The organism is Plantactinospora sp. ZYX-F-223, assembly GCF_039649625.1.
Taxonomy (GTDB): domain Bacteria; phylum Actinomycetota; class Actinomycetes; order Mycobacteriales; family Micromonosporaceae; genus Plantactinospora.
In genome coordinates this window covers 103,195-121,757 of sequence record NZ_JBDJAV010000009.1, presented here as the reverse complement: position 1 = coordinate 121,757, position 18,563 = coordinate 103,195, and the positions used below count along the sequence as shown (strand labels likewise).

Sequence of the window (18,563 nt, the reverse complement as noted above, 5' to 3'; positions counted from 1 at the left end):
ACCAGTCGACAGCCTAGGAGGGCGGCACAGTGGGCATCGGTGGAAGCATCTTTCTCATCGCTCTCGGCGCGATCCTCGCCTTCGCGGTGAACGTCGAGACGGGCTGGCTCGACCTGAACGTCGTCGGCTGGGTACTGATGCTCGCCGGCCTGGTCGGGCTGATCATGACCAGCTACCTCTGGCGCAACCGCCGCCGTACCGTCGTCACCCCGGTGGTCGACCCGCGCGTGCCAGGGCGGGAGGAGCAGATCGTCGAGGAATACCACGACGTGCGGCGCCCCGGCCCCCCGCTCTGACCCGGCCGGACCGGACCGCCGAGCGCCCGGCGCGTCGGCGCCGCCCCGATCGCACTGCGCCGGCTGGCGGCCGGTCCGGGCCGTTCCGCCGACGGGTCGGCCGGACCCGGGGACGGTCAGGCGAACAGGGCGAAGTAGATCGCGACGTGGTGGCAGATCGCCGCGACCAGCGTGCAGGCGTGGAACAGTTCGTGGTGCCCGAAGACGGTCGGCCACGGGTTGGGGCGGCGTAGCGCGTAGCAGACGGCGCCGACGCTGTAGGCCGCGCCTCCGGCGACCAGCAGCGCGAGCACGGTGACCCCGCCCCGGTCCAGGATGTCCGGCAGGACCGCGACGGCCACCCAGCCCAGTGCGAGATACAGCGGCGCGGAGACCCAGCGGGGCGCGTGCGGCCAGACCAACTTCATCGCCACCCCGGCCACCGCGCCGGACCAGACGATCAGCAGCAGTACGGCCGCGCTCGTCGCCGAGAGCACCAGCAGGCAGAACGGGGTGTACGTGCCGGCGATGAACACGAAGATCATCGAGTGGTCGAGTCGGCGCATCACCCGGTAACCGCGTTCGGACCAGACCCGCCGGTGGTAGAGCGCGCTGGTGCCGAAGAGGCCGCAGACCGTCACGCTGTAGACGACGCAACTGACCAGGGGCGTCCAGCCCGGCCGGGTGGCGGCGATCGCGCAGAGTACGACGCCGGCCACCACCGCGACGAAGAAGGCGTACGCGTGCAGCCAGCCTCGCATCCGCGGTTTGCCCAGGTCGACGGGGCGCAGCCGGATCGGGGCGGAGGTACTCACCCGACCAGGTTACGGCACCGTAGGTTACTCGGGGGTAGTGATTCGGGCAGTGGTTCCGGTCACGTACCCGGTCGAGGGTCAGCTGTCCAGGCCGCGCAGGATGAGCGGCAGCCGGCGTACCCCGTCCGGGGTGACGCGGACCGGCACGCCCCAGTCCTGGCGGCTCAGGTGGCAGGCGGCGTGCTCGGCCTCGGCGTCGCAGGTGGCGGCCTGCGCGACCACCTGGAGCACCCCGGAGCCGACCTGGTCGTTCAGCACCAGCCGGCGGGACAGCTCGGTGCCCACCCCGGCACCGTCGAGCAGCAGTTCCGGCGGGGAGGCGGAGACCTCCAGCCGGGTGGAGGGGCCGAACGAGGAGTCCAGCTTCTGCCCGGGCGGCGGCTCGAAGATGACGTCCAGGCTCAGTTCACCCGCGGCGAGATCGGTCGGCGGGCGCTCCGTACGGTGTCGACTCCCGGCGATCGTGCTGGCCCCGGCCGCGGAGAGCGCGCCCGGCGCCAGCCGGCTCAGCCGGTGCCCGGCGGACTCGACCACCAGCACCTCGCCGTCCGGGGTCAGCACCACGTCACTCGGCTCGGCCAACCCGGAGGCGACCGTCGAGACGGCCCCGGTCTCCGGGTCGAACCGCCGGACCGCGCCGTTGTAGGTGTCGGCCACCAGCACCGAACCGTCCGGCAGCGCGCCGACCCCGAGCGGATGCTGGAACAGCGCCTGCTCGGCCGGGCCGTCGACGTGGCCGAAGTCGAAGAGCCCCTGCCCGACGGCGGTGCTCAGCACCCCGTCCGAGACGAACCGCAGCGCGCTGGTCTCACTGTCGGCGACCCACAGCCGGCGACCGTCGGCGGAGGTCGAGAGTCCGGACGGCTGGGCCATCCAGACGTCCGGCAGCGGCCCGTCCCGGAGCGCCTCCACGGTGGTGCCGGCGTAGACGCCGACGGTCCGCTTGATCGGGTCGAACCACCAGAGCTGGTGGATGCCGGCCATCGCCACGATGACCCGGTCGTCGTACCAGGCCAGGTCCCACGGGGAGGAGAGGTCGGCGGCGAGCGCGTCGTGCGCGTGGTCGTCCACCGTGGAGCGCCACTGCCGGCCGGTACCGGCCACGGTGATCACCTCGCCGGTCGCCAGCCGTACGCCCCGGAGCAGGTGGTTGACGGTGTCCGCGACCACGATGTCGTAGCCGGCGACCTCGGCGGCATGTTCGGGCAACCGGCACAGGCCCTGCGGCTCGGCGAACCGGGCCGCCTCGGCCGGGCCGTCCGACCGGCCCCGCTCGCCGGAGCCGATCCGGCGCAGCACCGTCTCGCCGTCCGGGGCCAGCTCGACCACGGAGTGCCGGGCCGAGTCCGAGACCAGCAGGTTTCCGCCGTCCAGCACGATCGCCTTGCCGGGGAATCGCAGCGCGGTCTCCGGCTCGGCCGGCGGCACGTACGGGCCGTCGCCCCGGTGCAGCGTGCCCTTCGCCTCGTGCGTGGCGATCAACTCGTCGAGCAGCCGGGAGAGCCCCTCGGCGTGCCCCTCGCCGGCCATCGAGGCGACCACGTAGCCCTCCGGGTCGATCACGTTCAGCGTCGGCCACGCCTTCGCGGCGTACTGCTGCCAGACGGCCATCTCCGCGTCGTCGAGTACGGGGTGGGCGACGCCGTACCGCTCGACGGCGGCGGCCAGGGCGTCCGGGTCGCGTTCGTGCTCGAACTTCGGCGAGTGCACCCCGATCACCACCAGGGCGTCGCCGTACTTCTCCTCCAGCGGGCGCAGCTCGTCCAGCACGTGCAGGCAGTTGATGCAACAGAAGGTCCAGAAGTCCAGAATGACTATCTTGCCGCGAAGGTCCGATAGTGTCAGATCTGCTCCGCCGGCGTTGAGCCACCGGCGGCCCCTCAGTTCGGGTGCACGGACGCGGGGCGAAGTAGCCATACGGCCACCCTGCCATGTCGTTGCCGAGAACGGTCCCGGGCCCCGCGCATTGTGGTGCGCCGAACCGGCCGCGCCCCGCCCCCACCCAGCGGGGCAGGGCCGCAGCGCCCGACCAGCGGGACCGGGCCGGCGGCTACGGCAACGAGTTGACCCGTGGCCGTGCCCCGGTGGCCGGGGCGGCGGTGCCGGTACGGCGGAGCATGTCGGTCAGCGCCTCCGCCAGGGCACCGCCCTGCTCGACGGTGATGTGGAAGACCTGCCGGTCCTCGAAGTCGGTCCGGGCGAACCGGATGAAGGGTCGGGGCTGGGGGTCGTCGATGTACTGCACGAGCTGAGCCCTGACCTCGACCGCCTGCCGGTCATCCTGCGGATTGCAGTCGTACCACCGGCTGGCGTGGGTCGGGGGTGAGGCATCGGGGTGGACGCCGCGAAAGCTCGCGGTGCATTCGCCCGGGTCGCACCAGCCCGGATGCGGATCGGTGGCCATCGGCGGCTCCTTGCGAAACTGTCAGGGTGGGACGCGGAAGTGCGTGGCTGTCGTGGTGAGGTCCCCAGCGCGACGGACACCACGACGTCACGTCGTGCCGGTCCGCTGCCGTAGCGGGCGTTACGCTGCGTGACTCGATGGCGTCGGTCGGCAGCGCCGGATAGACCCTATCCAATGTGTGCTGCCACCACTCGGTCAGGTGTCGGGCAGGTTGCCGGTATTCGATGCGATTGTCTGCTCGCCGATCCGGCCTACGATTCCGGTCACCCGAGCCGTGTTCAACGCGGGCGCCGCCCGATGGTGGAGAGCGCGAGATTGCTCTTGACCCTCAGTTCGGGGACGAGGAGCAGTTGCCGGAAGGCGTCGAGGTCCGTCGGCGACATACCGGCGTCGATCAGCTTCTGGCGGATGGCACCAGCGGTCCCCCACGGGAGCAGGCATCCGTGGCTGCCACCGGCCCAGGTCCCGGTGTGCCCGACGGTGTCGCACTCCGTCAGGCCGAGGTCGAGCATCGCGCCGTGTACCCGGCGGCTCCACTTCGAGCGGTTTCCGGCGTCCTGCAACGCGGTCTGGAACGCGTCGTGATAGGCGCCGAACAGCCGGTCGGCCTCGTCGGGGTCCGGCGCGGCCAGCACACTCGTACGCCAGGTCGGCTCGAATTCCTCGACGGCCAGGATGCCGTGCGGGTTGAGGGCGTCGACGAGTTTCCTGAGGACGTCGAGCCGCTGCGGCAGGTGTCCGAGTAGGAGCCGGACGTGGATGAGGTCGAACATCCCGGGCAGGGGCTCGGTCACGACATTGTGCTCGCGCACATCGACCCGGGGATCCCGCTGACAGGGGCGCAGGTCGACATCGGTGGCGATCACCTCGCCGCGCGGTGCCAGCCCGGCGATCGTAGTGGCGATGCTGCTCGCGCCCACCGCGACCACCAGACAGCGGGCGTCCTCGGCAATTCCCGCATCGCGAAGCCGGCGTTCGCTGAACGGGTCGTACATGCCCGCCAGCGCCCGGAGCATCACGTCGTTGTCAGTCTCGGCGTCCTGGAAGATGTATGTGCTTGTCACGGTGTCTCCTCGTGGCTGTCAGGCGGTGGTGTGCCGGATCCAGGGGGCGAGCGCCCGCAGGGTGGCGGTGAGGGCGTAGAAGAGGTTGATGCTCATCGCGGCGAGCACGACGATCGCCGCCCAGGCCAGGGCCGCGTTGGTGCCGGCGTTCTGGATGACGACGCCGAGCCCCTCGGTCGCGCCGAACAACTCGGCGACGGTCGCGCCGATGAGCGCGAGCGGTAGGGCGATCCGGAGACCACCGAAGATGTGCGGCAGCGCGGCGGGCACCCGGAATTTCAGAAAGGTGGTCCACCGCGAGGCGTTGAGGGACTTGGCCAGCTCCACGAACTCTGCGGAGGTGGCGGTGAGCCCGGTACTCGTGGCCAGGGCGATGGGGAAGAAACACATCAGCCAGACCAGCACCACCTTCGGTCCCGCTCCGAACCCGCCGATGGTGATGAGCAGCGGAGCGAAGACCGGTTTCGGTGTGCTGCTGAGGGTCAACAGCATCGGGTACAGGGCCCGTTCGAGCCGGCGTGATGCCGCGAGGACGGTTCCGAGCAGCACGGCGGAGGCGATCGCGAGAGCGAATCCCGCCATCGCCTCGCCGAGGGTGACGGCTGCGTTCCGCAGCAGATAGCCCGGCTCGTCCCAGATCGCCGCGGCCACCGCCGGTGGCCCCGGCACGATGTACGGCGCGACGTCCAGGGCGACAACCGCCGCCCACCAGGCGGCGACGAACCCGGCAACGCCCACCAGCGGTGTTCCGACGGCGGACAGCACGGTCCGCCAGCGGGGGAGGCGCGCGGAGCCTGCGCGGCTTGGCATGCCGATCCGGCCTACCCGACCAGGTCGGACGCGATGATGTCGCTCGGGGTGAGGCCCACCGGAATCGTGCCGGCAGCCTGGAGGATCGCGATGTTCTTGGCCATCCGTGTCTCGCTGAACTGGCCGAGCGGGCCGTCCGAGATGCCCTCGACGTACGCCCGCAGGGCCTTGACCTCGGCGACCGCCGCCGCGGGCGGCTGTCCCTGAGTCTCCTTCTCCGACGCGTAGATCTGGCCCGCCTCTTCGGGATGGTTGATCGCGTACTCCAGTCCCCGAAGCAGCGCCCGGTTGAAGCGGCGGACCAGATCCGGCTTCTTCTGTGCGGTATCCGTGGTGACGCCGATGGCGGAACCGTGCAGGTCGCCGATGTAGTCCGTGAAGGGCAGGGTCACGAGATCCTGCTTCGTCACTGTCCGGACCGACTCCACCGCCGGGACGAACTGGCTGATCGCGTCGACCTTCTTCTGGGCCAGCATCGCCGCGTGCTGGGTCGCGATCGGGTTGCTCACCCACTTGACCTTGGAAGGGTCGAAGCCGGCCAGTCGGGCATAGGTGCTGAAGAGGAGGTAGTTGATCCCGCCGGGAAGGTAGGAGAGCGTTCTACCGGCGAGGTCGCGCGGCGTGGCGATACCGCTCGACTTGAGCGCGACGAAGCAGGCCAGGTTCCGCTGATGCAGTACGGAGGTCAGCCTGAAGTTCTTGATGCCGCCGCTACGCGTGAATTCGATCATCGCGCCGTTCACGTCCACCGTCGCGAAGGTGGCCTGGCCGCCGGCCAGGGTCTGTAGGTTGCTCGTGGTGCCCTTGCCCGGAAGCACCTGCACCTCCAGCCCGACCTCGGTGAACCAGCCCTTGGCCCGGGACACGAAGATCGGTGCCTCGCGGCCCTGGAAGCCCGCCCCGCTCAGGATCGAAACCTTCTCCACCGGCAGTTCACTACCGCCGCTGCCGTCGCCGTCGCCGTCGTTGCAGGCCGCTATCGCCGCGGTGGCGGTAACCGCCGCACCGGCCAGCAGGCGGCGGCGGGTCAGTACGAGCGTCATCTGATCTCCTCACACTTGTAAAGCTTGGTAAGCCAAGTCGGTGGTCGGGATCCTCCGGCCAAGGGGACGCCCCGCCGTGGCTGGGCGCGGATGGCATGCGATGCGGGTCATGGTCGGGCCGTTGTGGTGGCACGACGGAGGAGCGGGTGCGGACGGACTCGGAGGAGCCGCCTGCCGTGGAGATCACCCGGACCTGCCCAGCCAACTTAGATTGCCAGGTAAGCCAAGTCAACGTCGATGTCTAGGCTTGCTTGTGTCGCCAGGTCAGTCGTGGTCCGATCTTGGTTGACTACACAAGGGGACCTCATATGCCTGCACCTGCCTCGCCGGCCGAGCCGGTGTACCGCCGCGTCATGCGAGACGTAGAGGCCAAGATCGCGAGTGGCGAGCTTCGGCCGGGCGACCAACTACCCTCGATCAGCCAGCTCCGGGAGCAGTACAAGTGCTCGGCGCCGACCATCAAGCAGGCGTTGGCACGGCTACAGGAGCGGGGTGTGCTCCAGGGGCATCAAGGCAGGGGCGTGTACGTGACCCCCGCTCCCGACTGACCCTGGCGACCGGGGGCGCCGGAACGGCACAGCGACGACCAGCGCCCCGCCTGGAAGCCAGGCGGGGCGCTGAACCGGGTCAGCCGTTCGGGCTGCTATCCGCCGGCGGGAGCCGCCGCCGGTTGCAGGCAGAGCACTTCCTTGCGGTCCGGTACGACGATCGTCTGCGGGGTGTCCGCCGGGCACTCGTTCTTGTCGGTCACCTTCGAGGCGACCTTGAAGACGCCCTGCTCGGCACAGTCCGCGATCACCGGCGTGCCGCCGGAATCCTTGACACAGGCGCCGACCGCCGGGTTGAACGGGGGTGCCGCGTCCTCGCCGCCGATCTTGCCGAGCAACCAGAGCGTGCCCAGCGGGATCGCCAGCAGCAGTATCGCCGCGACCAGCACCAGGAACAGCACCTTGCCGTTGCGTACCTGCGGCGTCGGCGGCTCGGTCTTGGTCTCCGACTCCGCCGCCTCCGGCTTGAACGAGTCGAATCGGCCCTGCTCGCCGTCGTTCGAGCCGCCCCAGCCCGGGCCGGCGGACGCGGGTGACCCGTACGGAGGCGCGCCGCCAGGCGGTGCCCCGTACGTCCCCGGTCCCGCCCCGGGCGCTCCGTACGGCGTCGGTGCCGTACCCGCGGCACCGGGCCGGCCGAACCCGGGACCGTCCCCGTCCGGCGGTGGCCCGAAGCCCGGCTGTCCGGGGGGTGGCCCGAAGCCCGGTTGCCCGGGGGGTGGCCCGAAGCCCGGTTGCCCGGGGGGTGGCCCGAAGTCGGGCTGCCCGGGCGGCCCGCCGAACCGGTCGGTGCCGGGCGGGGCGGACGCGCCGAACTGGCCGGGGCCGGCCGGGCCAGGTCCACCGAAGCGGTCCCCGTCGAAGGGGGCAGGGCCACCACCGGCGGGACCGGGGCCGAACTGGCCGCCACCGGCCGGTCCGGGGCCGCCGAACCGGTCCGGCTCGCCCTGTCCGGGCCCGCCGCCGAACCGATCCCCGTCGAACGGGGCGGGTCCGCCGAACCGGTCCTGCCCGGCCTGGCCGGGTCCGCCGAACCGGTCCTGTCCAGCCTGGTCAGGGCCACCGAATCGGTCTGGCTCGCCCTGGCCAGGGCCACCGAATCGGTCCGGCTCGCCCTGGCCGGGACCGCCGAAGCGGTCTCCGTCGAACGGGGCCGGCGCATTCGGACCAGGTCCGTCCACCCCGACCCCGCCCTGGCCGGGCATGCCGCCGGGGCCGATCAGATCGGCGAAGGGCGACCCGCTCGACGGGTGGTTCGGGGCGTCGGGTTGTGGTGTCCGGGCGCCAGGAACCGCTACCCGAGTCGCTGGTGGGTCGTCGGAGAAGCCGTCGCCGCGCTCGCCCGGCCCTGGTTGGGCCGGTGGCGCACCGTAGACCGTCGGGCCGGCCCGACGCGCGTCGGCGCCACCCGGCCGGTCGCCGTCCCAGCCACCACCGGGTACCCCACCCGGCCGGTCGCCGTCCCAGCCGGCAGGACCGGCCGGCGACCCTGGCTGGCCGGCGTCCCAGCCGCCCGGTCCGCCGGTCGGCGCCGGCTGCTGGTCAGGCTCGTCCGCGGCGGCCGGGCGGCCGTACACCCGAGGCTTGGGTGCCGGTACCGAGGCCGCAGCGGCGAGGTCGGCGGGGGGCAGTACCCGGCTCGCCGCCGGTACGGACGCACTCCCGGCCACGGCGCGGCCGGTGGGCCGGTCGGGTGAACCCGCCGACTCCGGCTGCCCCGGTACGCCGGGTACGGAGACCCGGCCGGCCACCGCCGAATCGGTCGGAACCCGCGGCTGCGGTACGACCGGTGCGGCGCCGGGCGTGGGCGCGGGCGACTGCGGTGCCGCCTCGGGCACCCCGGGCGCCCAGCCACCCTGTTCCCGGGCCGGCGAGCCGTACTCGCCCGGCGTCTGGCGACCGGCGGACGGGGGAAAGTCGGCCGGCGGTGACGCCGCCAGGCTGGCCCCGGGGATCCGGGTCTCCTGCGGCGGCAGCGGTACGGCGTTCCCGGGCGAGATCCCCGGCGCCGGACGTGGCTGGTACGCCGGCCCGTCCGGCTCGCGCCGGTCGACGTCGGGCTCGCGCCGGTCGAACGCCGGCTCACGCCGCTCGAAGTCGGGCTCACGCCGCTCGAACTCGGGTTCCTGGCGGTCGAACTCGGGTCGGAACGGCTCGAACGGGCCGGGCCTGTCGTCGCCAGGTCCCGTCGACCAGGTCGGCGCCTGGGGTGCCCAGGCGGAGGATTGCGCCGCACCGCCGTGCGCCGCGTCGGGCTCGGCGGGGTGGGGACGGTCGGCGGGGTGCTGTGGATAGTCGCTCGGCGCTGCGCCGGAGTCCGGGCGGGACCCGGAATCCGCCCGGGACGATGCGGCGCCCCATACCTCGGATGCCGGCCACGGCTCACCCTCGGGAATGGCGGGGCGGTTGACCGGCGGATAGCTCGGCGGCTCGGCCGGCTGGGCGGGGCTGCCCGGTGCCGCCGACGGGTACGCCGGGGCACCGTACTGCTGGCCGGGGTAGCTCGGGGCACCGCCGGCCGACGGGTCCGGATAGCCGGGCGCTCCGGCGGGCGAGCCGGGCTGGTCGGGATAACCCTGCGGACCGGGCGCGGGCGGATATCCGGGCGGGCCACCCGACGGCTCGGCGGGTTGGCCGGCGCCGGTCCAGCGCGGTGGACCGGACTGGTTCGGCGGGCTTCCCCACTCCGGCGGGAAGCCCGAGCCCTCCGAGGGCGTCGGCGGTGTGCCGGCGGACTCCGGGGGCGGGCCCCACGGGCCGTCCGGGCGGGGGCCGGGCGTACCCGGGTCGTCGCCCGGCGTCGCCCAGCCGGCCGGGCCGGGGTGGCCGGGGGCTCCGCCCGGTGATTCGTTCCAGGCCACCGGCGTACTGGCCCGCCCGGCGGGCGGCGGCGGAGCCCAGCCGAAATCGGCCGGTGGCGTACCAACGGAACCCTGGGGCGGGAACCGGTCGTCGTGGTGTGGTGCGGGGTTGCCGTACGGGGCTGGGCCTGCGGCGCCCGGCGCAGCCTCGTCCGGCCACCGGCCGGGTTGCTGCGGATCCTCGGACGTCATGCGCGCGCCTCCTCCATCACATGTAGGCCGCGCCGGTCTCACGCGCCGATCGCCAGCCAGGTTGCCGGCGACTCCGGCGTGACACCGGGCTGGGCAAGCTCCCCGCACGGTAGCCGGTCCAGGCCGGCACCGCCCGGGCAGCGCGGGTCGCCGGGCCCGGTCGTCCAGGGCGAGCCGAACTGACATCTGCTCGGCGCACGTCCTACCGGCCGGTCGGGGCGGCGACCGAGCCCCACCGTACCGGGCGGTGTCGTGGGGGCGGTACTCCGGTGGCGTGCGGGTGGGAAACACCGACGGCCCGTCCGGAGCGCTCCGGACGGGCCGTCGGTGTGGTGCGGAGGAGGTGAGGAGTCTGTCGAGGTCAGCCGTAGTAACGCTGCGCGGCGATCAGGATCTCGTCCCGGACGGCCGGCGAGCTCGTCGCCCGCAGCGCCCGCTCGATCGCCCGCGCGCGACGCGCGCTGTCCCGGCGGTTACGAAGTCGATTGAGCATGCTCATGGTGTTGCGCCCCCTGGCTATTCGGTTGTGACCGCGTCTGATGTGTCCATTGAACCTCGCCAGAGCGGCGTCTGCCACCGATTAGTAGGTGAGCTGAGACACCAGCCGAAGAATCAAAGGTTTGATGGCCACCAGGGCGACGGTTCTTCGTAACCTTACGGGAACGGCCGGTGTGCCCGGGAGTAACCCGGGGCACACCGGCCGTTGCCGTGATCAGGTGTCGCCGTGTGGTGGAGGTCAGGTCCAGCCGAGCAGCGCCGCCTCCGGATCGGCCAGGAAGTCACCCACGTCGCGCAGGAACTTCGACCCCAACTCTCCGTCGATGATCCGGTGGTCGAAGGAGAGCCCGAGCGTGGTCACCTGGCGGACCTTGACCTTGCCCTTGTGCACCCAGGGCATCTCCCGGATCGCGCCGAACGCCAGGATCGCCGACTCGCCCGGGGGCAGGATCGGGGTACCGGTGTCGACACCGAAGACGCCGACGTTGGTGATGGTGAGCGTGCCGCCGGACATGTCCGCCGGAGCCGTCTTCCCCGCCTTGGCGGTCTGCACCAGTGCCGTCATCGCGTCGGCCAGCTCGCGCAGACTGAGCCGGCCGGCGTCCTTGATGTTCGGCACGATCAGGCCGCGCTCGGTCGCCGCCGCGATGCCCAGGTTGACGTACTCCTTGACGACGATCTCCTCGCCGGCCCAGGTCGAGTTGACCATCGGGTGCCGGCCGACCGCCAGCAGCACGGCCTTGGCGACCAGCAGCAGCGGGGAGACCCGGACGTCCTGCCACTCCCGGCGCTTGCGCAGCCGGTCGAGCGCCTTCATCGAGCGGGTCACGTCGACCGTCAGGAACTCGGTGACGTGCGGCGCGGTGAACGCCGACGCGGCCATGTTCTGCGCGGTGAGCTTGCGTACGCCCTTGACCGGGATCCGCTGCTCCCGGTCCGGCCCGAAGGCCGGCGCCGTCGCGGTCCCGGTCGCCGGCGCCGGCTCGGCCGCCGTCGCCGCGCCCGCCGCCGCCAGGTGTACGTCGTCCCGGGTGATCGAGCCGAGCGGCCCCGATCCGGTCAGGGTACGCAGGTCGACCCCGAGATCCTTGGCGAGTTTGCGCACCGGCGGCTTCGCCAGCACCAGTCCACCCGGTGTGGCGGCACTCCCGCCGGTCCGGGGTGCCGGGGCGGCAGCCGCCGGACGCACCGGCTCGGCTGCGGCCGGGCGTACCGGCTCGGGCGCCGGAGCCGGCGCCGGAGCTGCCACCGGCACACCGTTCGAGGCGGGTACCCCGGCGCCCTTGCGAGGGCGGCGCTTCGCGGCACCGGTGCGCGGGCCGTACCCGACCAGCACCGCCGTCCGGCCACCCGGAGCGGGCCCGCCGATCAGGCCGGGTTCGACGGCGCCCTCGGCGGGCGCGATCTCGACGGCGGCCAGCGACGCCGCCGACGGCTCCGGCAGGTCACCGGCGCCCGGGTCGGTGTCCACGGCGAAGATCGGTGTGCCGACGTCGACCACCGTGCCCTCGTCGTGGAAGATCGCGGTGATCTTGCCGGCCCACTTGGCTGGGATCTCGACGGCCGCCTTCGCCGTCTCGACCTCGACGACCGGCTGGTTCAGCTCGACGGTGTCGCCGACCGCGACCAGCCACTTGAGGATCTCGCCCTCGGTCAGCCCCTCGCCGAGGTCCGGCAGGGGGAACTCCCTGACGCGCGACATCCCGCTCACCACCCGAAGGTGCGGTCGACGCCGTCGAGCACCCGGTCGAGGTTGGGCAGGTAGTCCTCCTCCAGCCGGGCGGCCGGATAGGGCGTGTCGAAGCCGGTCACCCGGAGTACCGGGGCCTCCAGGGAGTAGAAGCACTCCTCGGTGATCCGGGCCGCGATCTCGGCGCCCAGGCCGAGGTTGCCGGGGGCCTCGTGCACCACCACGCACCGCCCGGTGCGCTTCACCGACTCGTAGACCGGGCCGAGGTCCAGCGGGGAGAGGGTACGCAGGTCGATCACCTCAAGGTCCCGACCGTCCTCCTCGGCGGCGGTGGCCGCCTCCAGCGCGGTACGCACCATCGGCCCGTACGCCAGCAGCGTGGCGTCCCGGCCCGGCCGGACCACCCGGGCGGCGTGCAGCGGGTACGCGTCGCCGAGCGGGGCGTCCAGGTCCACCTGCCCCTTCTCGTGGTAGCGCCGCTTCGGCTCGAAGAAGACGATCGGGTCGTCGGAGGCGACCGCCTGCTGGATCATCGTGTACGCGTCCTGCGGCGACGAGCAGGCGACCACCTTCAGCCCGGCGGTGTGCGCGAAGTACGCCTCCGGGGACTCCGAGTGGTGCTCGACCGCGCCGATGCCGCCCCCGAACGGGATGCGGATGACCATCGGCACCCTGACCTTGCCCTGCGAGCGGTAGTGCATCTTCGCCACCTGCGACACGATCTGGTCGTACGCCGGGTAGACGAAACCGTCGAACTGGATCTCGCAGATCGGCCGGTACCCCCGGATGGAGAGCCCGACCGCGGTGCCGATGATGCCGGACTCGGCGAGCGGGGTGTCGATCACCCGGTTCTCGCCGAAGTCCTTCTGGAGCCCGTCGGTGATCCGGAAGACGCCGCCGAGCTTGCCGACGTCCTCGCCCATGATCACGACCTTGGGGTCGTGCTCCAGTGCGCGGCGCAGGCCGCGGTTGATCGCCTTGCCCAGGGTGAGGGTCTCGGTGGCCATCAGTGCACGCTCCCCTCGAACGAGTCCAGGTAACGGGCGGTGAACTCGCGCTGCGCGTCCACCTCGGGCGAGCCGTTCGGGAACACGTGCTCGAAGAGGGTCAGTGGCTCGGGGTCAGGCATCTCCAGCACCCGTTCCCGCAGCCGCAGCGCCTCCTGCTTGGCCTGCTCCTCCACCTCGGCCAGGAAGGCGTCGTCCGCGATGCCCTGCTTGCTGAGGAATGCCCGTACCCGTGCGATCGGGTCCTTGGCCTGCCACGCCTCGACCTCGCTGGCGATCCGGTAGCGCGTCGGGTCGTCCGTGGTGGTGTGCGCGCCCATCCGGTAGGTGTACGCCTCGATCAGGGTGGGGCCCTGACCGTGACGCGCGTTGTCCAGCGCCGCCCGGGTCACCGCGTACGTGGCCAGCACGTCGTTGCCGTCCACCCGTACGCCGGGGAAGCCGAAGCCGGCGGCCCGCTGGTAGAGCGGGATCCGGGTCTGCCGTTCGAGGGGCTCGGAGATGGCGTACTGGTTGTTCTGGCAGAAGAAGACGATCGGGGCGTTGAAGACGGCCGACCAGATGAAGGCCTCGTTCACGTCGCCCTGCGCGGAGGCGCCGTCGCCGAAGTAGGCGATCACCGCCTCGCCGTCGTCGGTGCCGGTCTTGCCGTCCATGTTCACGCCCATGGCGTAGCCGGTGGCGTGCAGGGTCTGCGCCCCGATGACGATCGTGTACATGTTGAACTTGAACTCGTTCGGGTCCCAGCCGCCCAGGTCGACGCCGCGGAACAGGCCCAGCGGCATGATCGGGTCGATGCCCCGGCAGTAGAGCACGCCGTGTTCCCGGTAGGTCGGGAAGGCCATGTCCTGCGGCCGCAGCGCCCGGCCCGAGCCGACCTGCGCCGCCTCCTGGCCGAGCAGGCTGGCCCAGATGCCCAGCTCGCCCTGCCGCTGCAACGCGGTCGCCTCGGCGTCCAGCCGGCGGACCAGCACCAGGTCCCGGTAGAGGCCGCGGTACTCCTCGTCGGTGAAGTCGACGCGGTACTCCGTGCCGTCGGACCAGGTGACCTTGTCGATCCGGTCGCCCTCAGGCGTGAGTAGTTGCACCAGGTCACCGGTGCCGGGGGATTTCCCGCCAGACCGTGCGGACCGGGGTGTGGCTCGCCTGCCGCGGGCCGTACCCGCGGGATCGCCCTTCGCCATCCCTATCTCCCTGTCGTTCGTGCGTCGGCACCGGGGGTGTCCCGACCGCGCAGCTGGTGCGCCCGTCCGGCTGCTGCCGGACCGGGGGTGGCTGCCGCGCCTGTCCCCGGTAGGGGTAGCCACGCGGCATGGACCAGATTCTGCCGAGCCTGGTCCATCGAGCGCCGGCACCACGTCCTGCCTGCCGCGGGGGTGCGCGAAGGTCGCGGCCGCGTTGCCGTCGGCTCCATATTCGCAGAGCAGGTCGGTACCGCTACAGCTCGGCCTCGGTCGGATCCGGGCCGCCGCCGGCTTCGCACCACATCAACCGATTTGATCGGGTACGAACACTGAGCCGACCGAAACTCGATCGCTGACACGCTGTGTAACGCTGGCCAACGCAGGGTTACTCGGCCACTGTAGGTAGCAGCGGCGTCACCCTCGCCGTGATCCGTGTACCACCCGGCCGCCGCCTGGCCCGCGCCGGTGACGACGAGGAGTTTTCCGTGCCCAACCACGGTTACGAGCCCCCGGCTCCCGTGCTGCTGGCCCGGCACCGCCGGTCCGGCGGCGCGCACGTCGGATATCGGAGGGTGACCGGGGTGCACCGGGCGGAAGGGCTCGGAGGCCCGGCCCGCCGGTACCTGTTCACGGTCGCACTGCTGGCCGGTACCTCCTCGTTGCCGATCCTGGCCGCCATCGGCAGCGGCTCGGCGACCGTCTCCGACGGGATGCGCCCGGCCGACGCCACCCCGTTCGTCCCGCCCTCGCCGGGGGTACTGCCGAGCTACCCGACCGTCCCGCCGCTGGTGGAACCGGGACCGGCCGGTACGGGGGCCAGATCCGAGCAGACCGGCTGGCTGCCGTTCCCCGTCCCGACCGGCGCCGTGCCCGACCCGCCTTCCCTGTCCGCCAGCGAACCCGGCCGGGTGCCGCCGGAGATCGACCTGCCCGGTGCGAACGGGCCGGGTACACCGCTGCCGCCGACCGTCCGACCGCCGGCCCAGTCGCCCGCTCCGACCCCGCCACCGGTGACGTCGCCGTCTCCGGTGCCGTCGCCGTCGTCCGGCTCCCCGACCGGGGCGCCGTCCGCCGCGCCGACCAGGTCACCCGCGCCGACGGGCGTGCCGTCCGTCCCCGCCGCACCGGTGCCGTCCCCCTCGCCGCCGACCAGCCCGGTGCCGACGCCGGGCGCTACGGCCTCGGCGGGACCGACCGCCACCCCGGGACCGACCGGCCATCCGGCCACCCCCGCACCGACTCCCGCGCCGGTACCCAGCACCCCGCCCGGTGGCACCGCGTCCTGAGCCGCCCCCGGGAGGACGCCGTCTCACCGCCCCTCGCGGTAGCCGTCTGGCGGCCCGGACCCAGCCGGGCGCGAGCGCTGTCGAGCTGCCCCGTCCGTGCGCCCACCTGGGCGGTCCGGTGACGGATGCGGTGAGGGCGGGCCGGAGTTCAGCTCCGGGTGACCGACGGGCGGAGCATCGGTGGGTGCAACAGCTCGGCCGGACCGCGTCGGAAGAGCTGGGCGGGCCGTCCCCGGTCGCCCTCGGTGACCCGGCCGGCCGGCTCCACGAATCCGGGGGTACTGGTGACCTTGCGATGGAAGTTGCGCGGGTCCAAGCGGCTGCCCCAGACGGTCTCGTAGACCGTGCGCAGCCGGGCGATGGTGAACTCCGGCGGACAGAATGCGGTGGCCAGCGGGGTGTACTCCAGCTTCGCCCGGGCCCGTTCGAGTCCGTCGGCCAGGATGACGTCGTGGTCGAAGGCGAGTTGGGCGTCGGCGACCCGGGACACCGGCAGCCAGTCCGCCGCCGCCGCGTCCGTACCGGCCACCGGCGGGGGTAGGTCCGGCAGCAGTGCCAGGTACGCCACGGTGACCACCCGACCCCGCGGGTCCCGCTTCGGCGACCCGTACGTGCCCAACTGTTCGAGATGGCCGATCGGCTCGGGAACTCCGGTCTCCTCGGTCAGTTCCCGGGCGGCGGCGTCCGGCAGGTCCTCGTCGAAACCGACGAACCCGCCAGGCAGCGCCCAGCGATCGTGGTACGGCGGCACGCCCCGGCGTACCAGCAGGATGCAGAGCTCGTCCGCCCGCACGGTGAGGACCACCAGGTCGACGGTCACGGCAAACGGCGGAAATTCGGCCATCTGAATTATCACCACCTTGACGAGAAGCTATCACAGTGGTTATCGTCAGTAGGACGAGAAAGGATTCGGTCCCGCACTCACCGGCCGGACCGAACTACCGGGACAAGGTCGTCGACCGGCAACGACGGCCTTCGGCGGCGCTGGCCCTCGGGCCAGCGCCGCCGCCTCGATCGGCTGGCGGGGGGCCAGGCCGCTCACCGGTGGTGTCGGCGGGCCCGACCTGCTCCCCCAGGTCGTGGCCCGCCGGCCGTCGATGGCCGATCGTCGGCGGAAGTCCCGCACTACCGGGCGGTAAGCACACTCGTGTGGACTATTCACCGGCCAGTGACGCATAGCTATGCTGACCTCCCTCGATAAGACCGGTAACCCCGGTGACCCGACAGGGAGGCAGCGTGGGTCGCACCCGCAATCGGTGGAGCCGTGGCCTACTGGCCACCACCCTCGTGACAGCGCTCGCGGTGGTGGCGGCGCCCGCGCCGGCACAGGCCAGCTCCGGCATCGGGAGCCTCGGCTCCTGGGTGCTGCGCAAGGCCGTCACGGCCAAGGGCGTACACAAGCATCTCAAAGAGCTGCAGAAAATCGCGGACCGCAACAACGGCAACCGCGCCTCGGGCGCGCCCGGATATGACAAGTCGGTCGACTACGCGGAAAAGGTGTTCCGGAACGCCGGATACCGGGTTACCCGGCAGGCGTTCGACTTCCAGACCTTCCTGATCAACACTCCGTCCGAACTGGAACGGGTCTCGGCGCCCGCCGGCGACCTGCCACATCGGATCATGAGCTACTCGGGCAGCGCCGACGTGACCGCCCCGGCCAGCGTGCCGGCCGGCGACTCGCAGGGTTGCAACCCGGGCGACTTCGGCCCGGCGAACGTCGGCACGATCGTCGTGATCAGCCGGGGCACCTGCCCGTTCGGGCAGAAGGCCAGCACGGCGGCGGCGGCCGGCGCGGCGGCGGTGGTCATCTACAACAACATCCCGGGTGACCTCTCCGGGACCCTCGGCAACGCGTACACCCTGGACTTCGCCGCCCTCGGCGTCTCGCAGGCGCTCGGCCAGGAGTTGGTCGGCCAGGTCGCCAGCGGTCTGACCCTGCGGGTCTTCACCGACACCTTCCGGGGCCAGGCCACCACCGAGAACATCTTCGCCGAGTCGCGCTGGGGCGACCCGGGCAACGTGGTGATGGCGGGTGCGCACCTCGATTCCGTGCCGGAGGGTCCGGGCATCAACGACAACGGCAGCGGCAGCGGGGCCCTGCTGGAGATCGCCGAGCAGATGCGCTGGTTCCCCACCAGGAACAAGGTCCGGTTCGCGCTCTGGGGCGCCGAGGAGGCCAACCTGGTCGGCTCGACGTACTACATCGCCAACCTGCCGCAGGCGGAGCGGGACAAGATCGCCCTCTACCTGAACTTCGACATGGTCGGCTCGCCGAACTACGTCCGGTTCGTCTACGACGGCGACAACTCGGCCTTCCCGCCCGGCACCGGGTCCGCGGCCGGCCCGCCCGGCTCGGGAGCGATCGAGAAGCTCTTCCACGACTACTTCCGGTCGCAGCGGCTGGCCTCGGCCGAGACGCCGTTCTCCGGGCGTAGTGACTACGGGCCGTTCATCGCGGCCGGGGTGGACATCCCGTCCGGCGGCCTCTTCACCGGGGCCGAGCTGGTCAAGACGGCCGAGGAGGCCCGGGTCTACGGCGGCACCGCCGGCCAGCCCTACGACCCCTGCTACCACCAGCGGTGCGACGACATCGACAACATCAGCCTGAAGGCGATCGACGAGATGTCCGACGCGGTCGCGCACGCGCTCATCACGTACGCCTACGACACCCGCAGCCTCAACACCCCGCTGACCGGCCCGACCCGGGGCACCACCGCGCCGGCCGGTGGCGGTGGCGGCCTGCACGACGACCACGAGGTCGCGATCTGATCCATCGGGTACAAGACGACGGGGCGGCGCACTCGCGCCGCCCCGTCGCCGTTACGTGAAACTGTCGGTGCTCTGAGTTAGCGTGGCGCCCGTGAACGTCCCACCCGTAGCCTTGAC

General features: G+C 72.2%; 16 protein-coding genes. 4 read left to right on the top strand and 12 right to left on the bottom strand.

Annotated features, from left to right (window positions below):
* Positions 1-29: 29 nt before the first annotated feature.
* Positions 30-296 carry a DUF6458 family protein gene (locus AAH979_RS11690; protein ID WP_346258095.1) on the top strand — a complete coding sequence of 89 codons (267 nt, stop codon included), beginning with the start codon at positions 30-32 and terminating at the stop codon, positions 294-296.
* Positions 297-412: 116 nt separating this feature from the next.
* Here the strand turns inward: AAH979_RS11690 and AAH979_RS11685 are convergent, their stop codons facing one another.
* The 6 genes from AAH979_RS11685 to AAH979_RS11660 form a co-directional block, all read right to left on the bottom strand.
* On the bottom strand, positions 413-1,090 hold the full coding sequence (locus AAH979_RS11685) for a hemolysin III family protein (RefSeq protein WP_346258094.1): 678 nt from the start codon (positions 1,088-1,090) through the stop codon (positions 413-415).
* A 78-nt stretch (positions 1,091-1,168) separates the two neighbouring features.
* Entirely contained in the window at positions 1,169-3,007 is a 1,839-nt protein-coding gene (locus tag AAH979_RS11680; protein ID WP_346258093.1) for an NHL domain-containing thioredoxin family protein, read from the bottom strand.
* A 133-nt stretch (positions 3,008-3,140) separates the two neighbouring features.
* Entirely contained in the window at positions 3,141-3,494 is a 354-nt protein-coding gene (locus AAH979_RS11675; protein ID WP_346258092.1) for a hypothetical protein, read from the bottom strand.
* Between the two features lie 278 nt (positions 3,495-3,772).
* Positions 3,773-4,558, bottom strand: coding sequence for a class I SAM-dependent methyltransferase (locus AAH979_RS11670; protein ID WP_346258091.1), 786 nt, complete (start codon positions 4,556-4,558; stop codon positions 3,773-3,775).
* An 18-nt stretch (positions 4,559-4,576) separates the two neighbouring features.
* Positions 4,577-5,368, bottom strand: a complete 792-nt coding sequence (locus AAH979_RS11665) for an ABC transporter permease (protein ID WP_346258090.1) — start codon at positions 5,366-5,368, stop codon at positions 4,577-4,579.
* An 11-nt stretch (positions 5,369-5,379) separates the two neighbouring features.
* Positions 5,380-6,411, bottom strand: coding sequence for an ABC transporter substrate-binding protein (locus AAH979_RS11660; RefSeq protein ID WP_346258089.1), 1,032 nt, complete (start codon positions 6,409-6,411; stop codon positions 5,380-5,382).
* Between the two features lie 353 nt (positions 6,412-6,764).
* Between AAH979_RS11660 and AAH979_RS11655 the strand changes: the two genes are divergently transcribed.
* Positions 6,765-6,959: a winged helix-turn-helix domain-containing protein gene (locus AAH979_RS11655; protein WP_239312855.1), complete on the top strand. Its 195-nt coding sequence runs from the start codon at positions 6,765-6,767 to the stop codon at positions 6,957-6,959.
* Positions 6,960-7,054: 95 nt separating this feature from the next.
* Here the strand turns inward: AAH979_RS11655 and AAH979_RS11650 are convergent, their stop codons facing one another.
* The 5 genes from AAH979_RS11650 to pdhA all read right to left on the bottom strand — a co-directional run bounded on the left by AAH979_RS11650 (position 7,055) and on the right by pdhA (position 14,391).
* Positions 7,055-10,012, bottom strand: a complete 2,958-nt coding sequence (locus AAH979_RS11650) for a hypothetical protein (protein ID WP_346258088.1) — start codon at positions 10,010-10,012, stop codon at positions 7,055-7,057.
* Between the two features lie 361 nt (positions 10,013-10,373).
* Entirely contained in the window at positions 10,374-10,505 is a 132-nt protein-coding gene (locus AAH979_RS11645; protein WP_346258202.1) for a hypothetical protein, read from the bottom strand.
* 243 nt (positions 10,506-10,748) lie between these two features.
* Positions 10,749-12,212, bottom strand: coding sequence for a dihydrolipoamide acetyltransferase family protein (locus tag AAH979_RS11640; protein ID WP_346258087.1), 1,464 nt, complete (start codon positions 12,210-12,212; stop codon positions 10,749-10,751).
* A gap of 5 nt (positions 12,213-12,217) precedes the next feature.
* On the bottom strand, positions 12,218-13,207 hold the full coding sequence (locus AAH979_RS11635; RefSeq protein WP_346258086.1) for an alpha-ketoacid dehydrogenase subunit beta: 990 nt from the start codon (positions 13,205-13,207) through the stop codon (positions 12,218-12,220).
* On the bottom strand, positions 13,207-14,391 hold the full coding sequence (gene pdhA / locus AAH979_RS11630) for a pyruvate dehydrogenase (acetyl-transferring) E1 component subunit alpha (protein ID WP_346258085.1): 1,185 nt from the start codon (positions 14,389-14,391) through the stop codon (positions 13,207-13,209). Before pdhA ends, AAH979_RS11635 begins: the two co-directional genes overlap by 1 nt.
* 425 nt (positions 14,392-14,816) lie before the next feature.
* On the opposite strand from pdhA, the gene AAH979_RS11625 reads away from it, so the two are divergent.
* Positions 14,817-15,677: a hypothetical protein gene (locus AAH979_RS11625; protein ID WP_346258084.1), complete on the top strand. Its 861-nt coding sequence runs from the start codon at positions 14,817-14,819 to the stop codon at positions 15,675-15,677.
* 148 nt (positions 15,678-15,825) lie between these two features.
* Here the strand turns inward: AAH979_RS11625 and AAH979_RS11620 are convergent, their stop codons facing one another.
* Entirely contained in the window at positions 15,826-16,521 is a 696-nt protein-coding gene (locus AAH979_RS11620; RefSeq protein ID WP_346258083.1) for an NUDIX domain-containing protein, read from the bottom strand.
* A 392-nt stretch (positions 16,522-16,913) separates the two neighbouring features.
* Between AAH979_RS11620 and AAH979_RS11615 the strand changes: the two genes are divergently transcribed.
* The gene (locus tag AAH979_RS11615) at positions 16,914-18,446 is read left to right on the top strand and encodes a M28 family metallopeptidase (protein ID WP_346258082.1); all 1,533 of its coding nucleotides are present in this window, start codon (positions 16,914-16,916) and stop codon (positions 18,444-18,446) included.
* Positions 18,447-18,563: the final 117 nt, after the last annotated feature.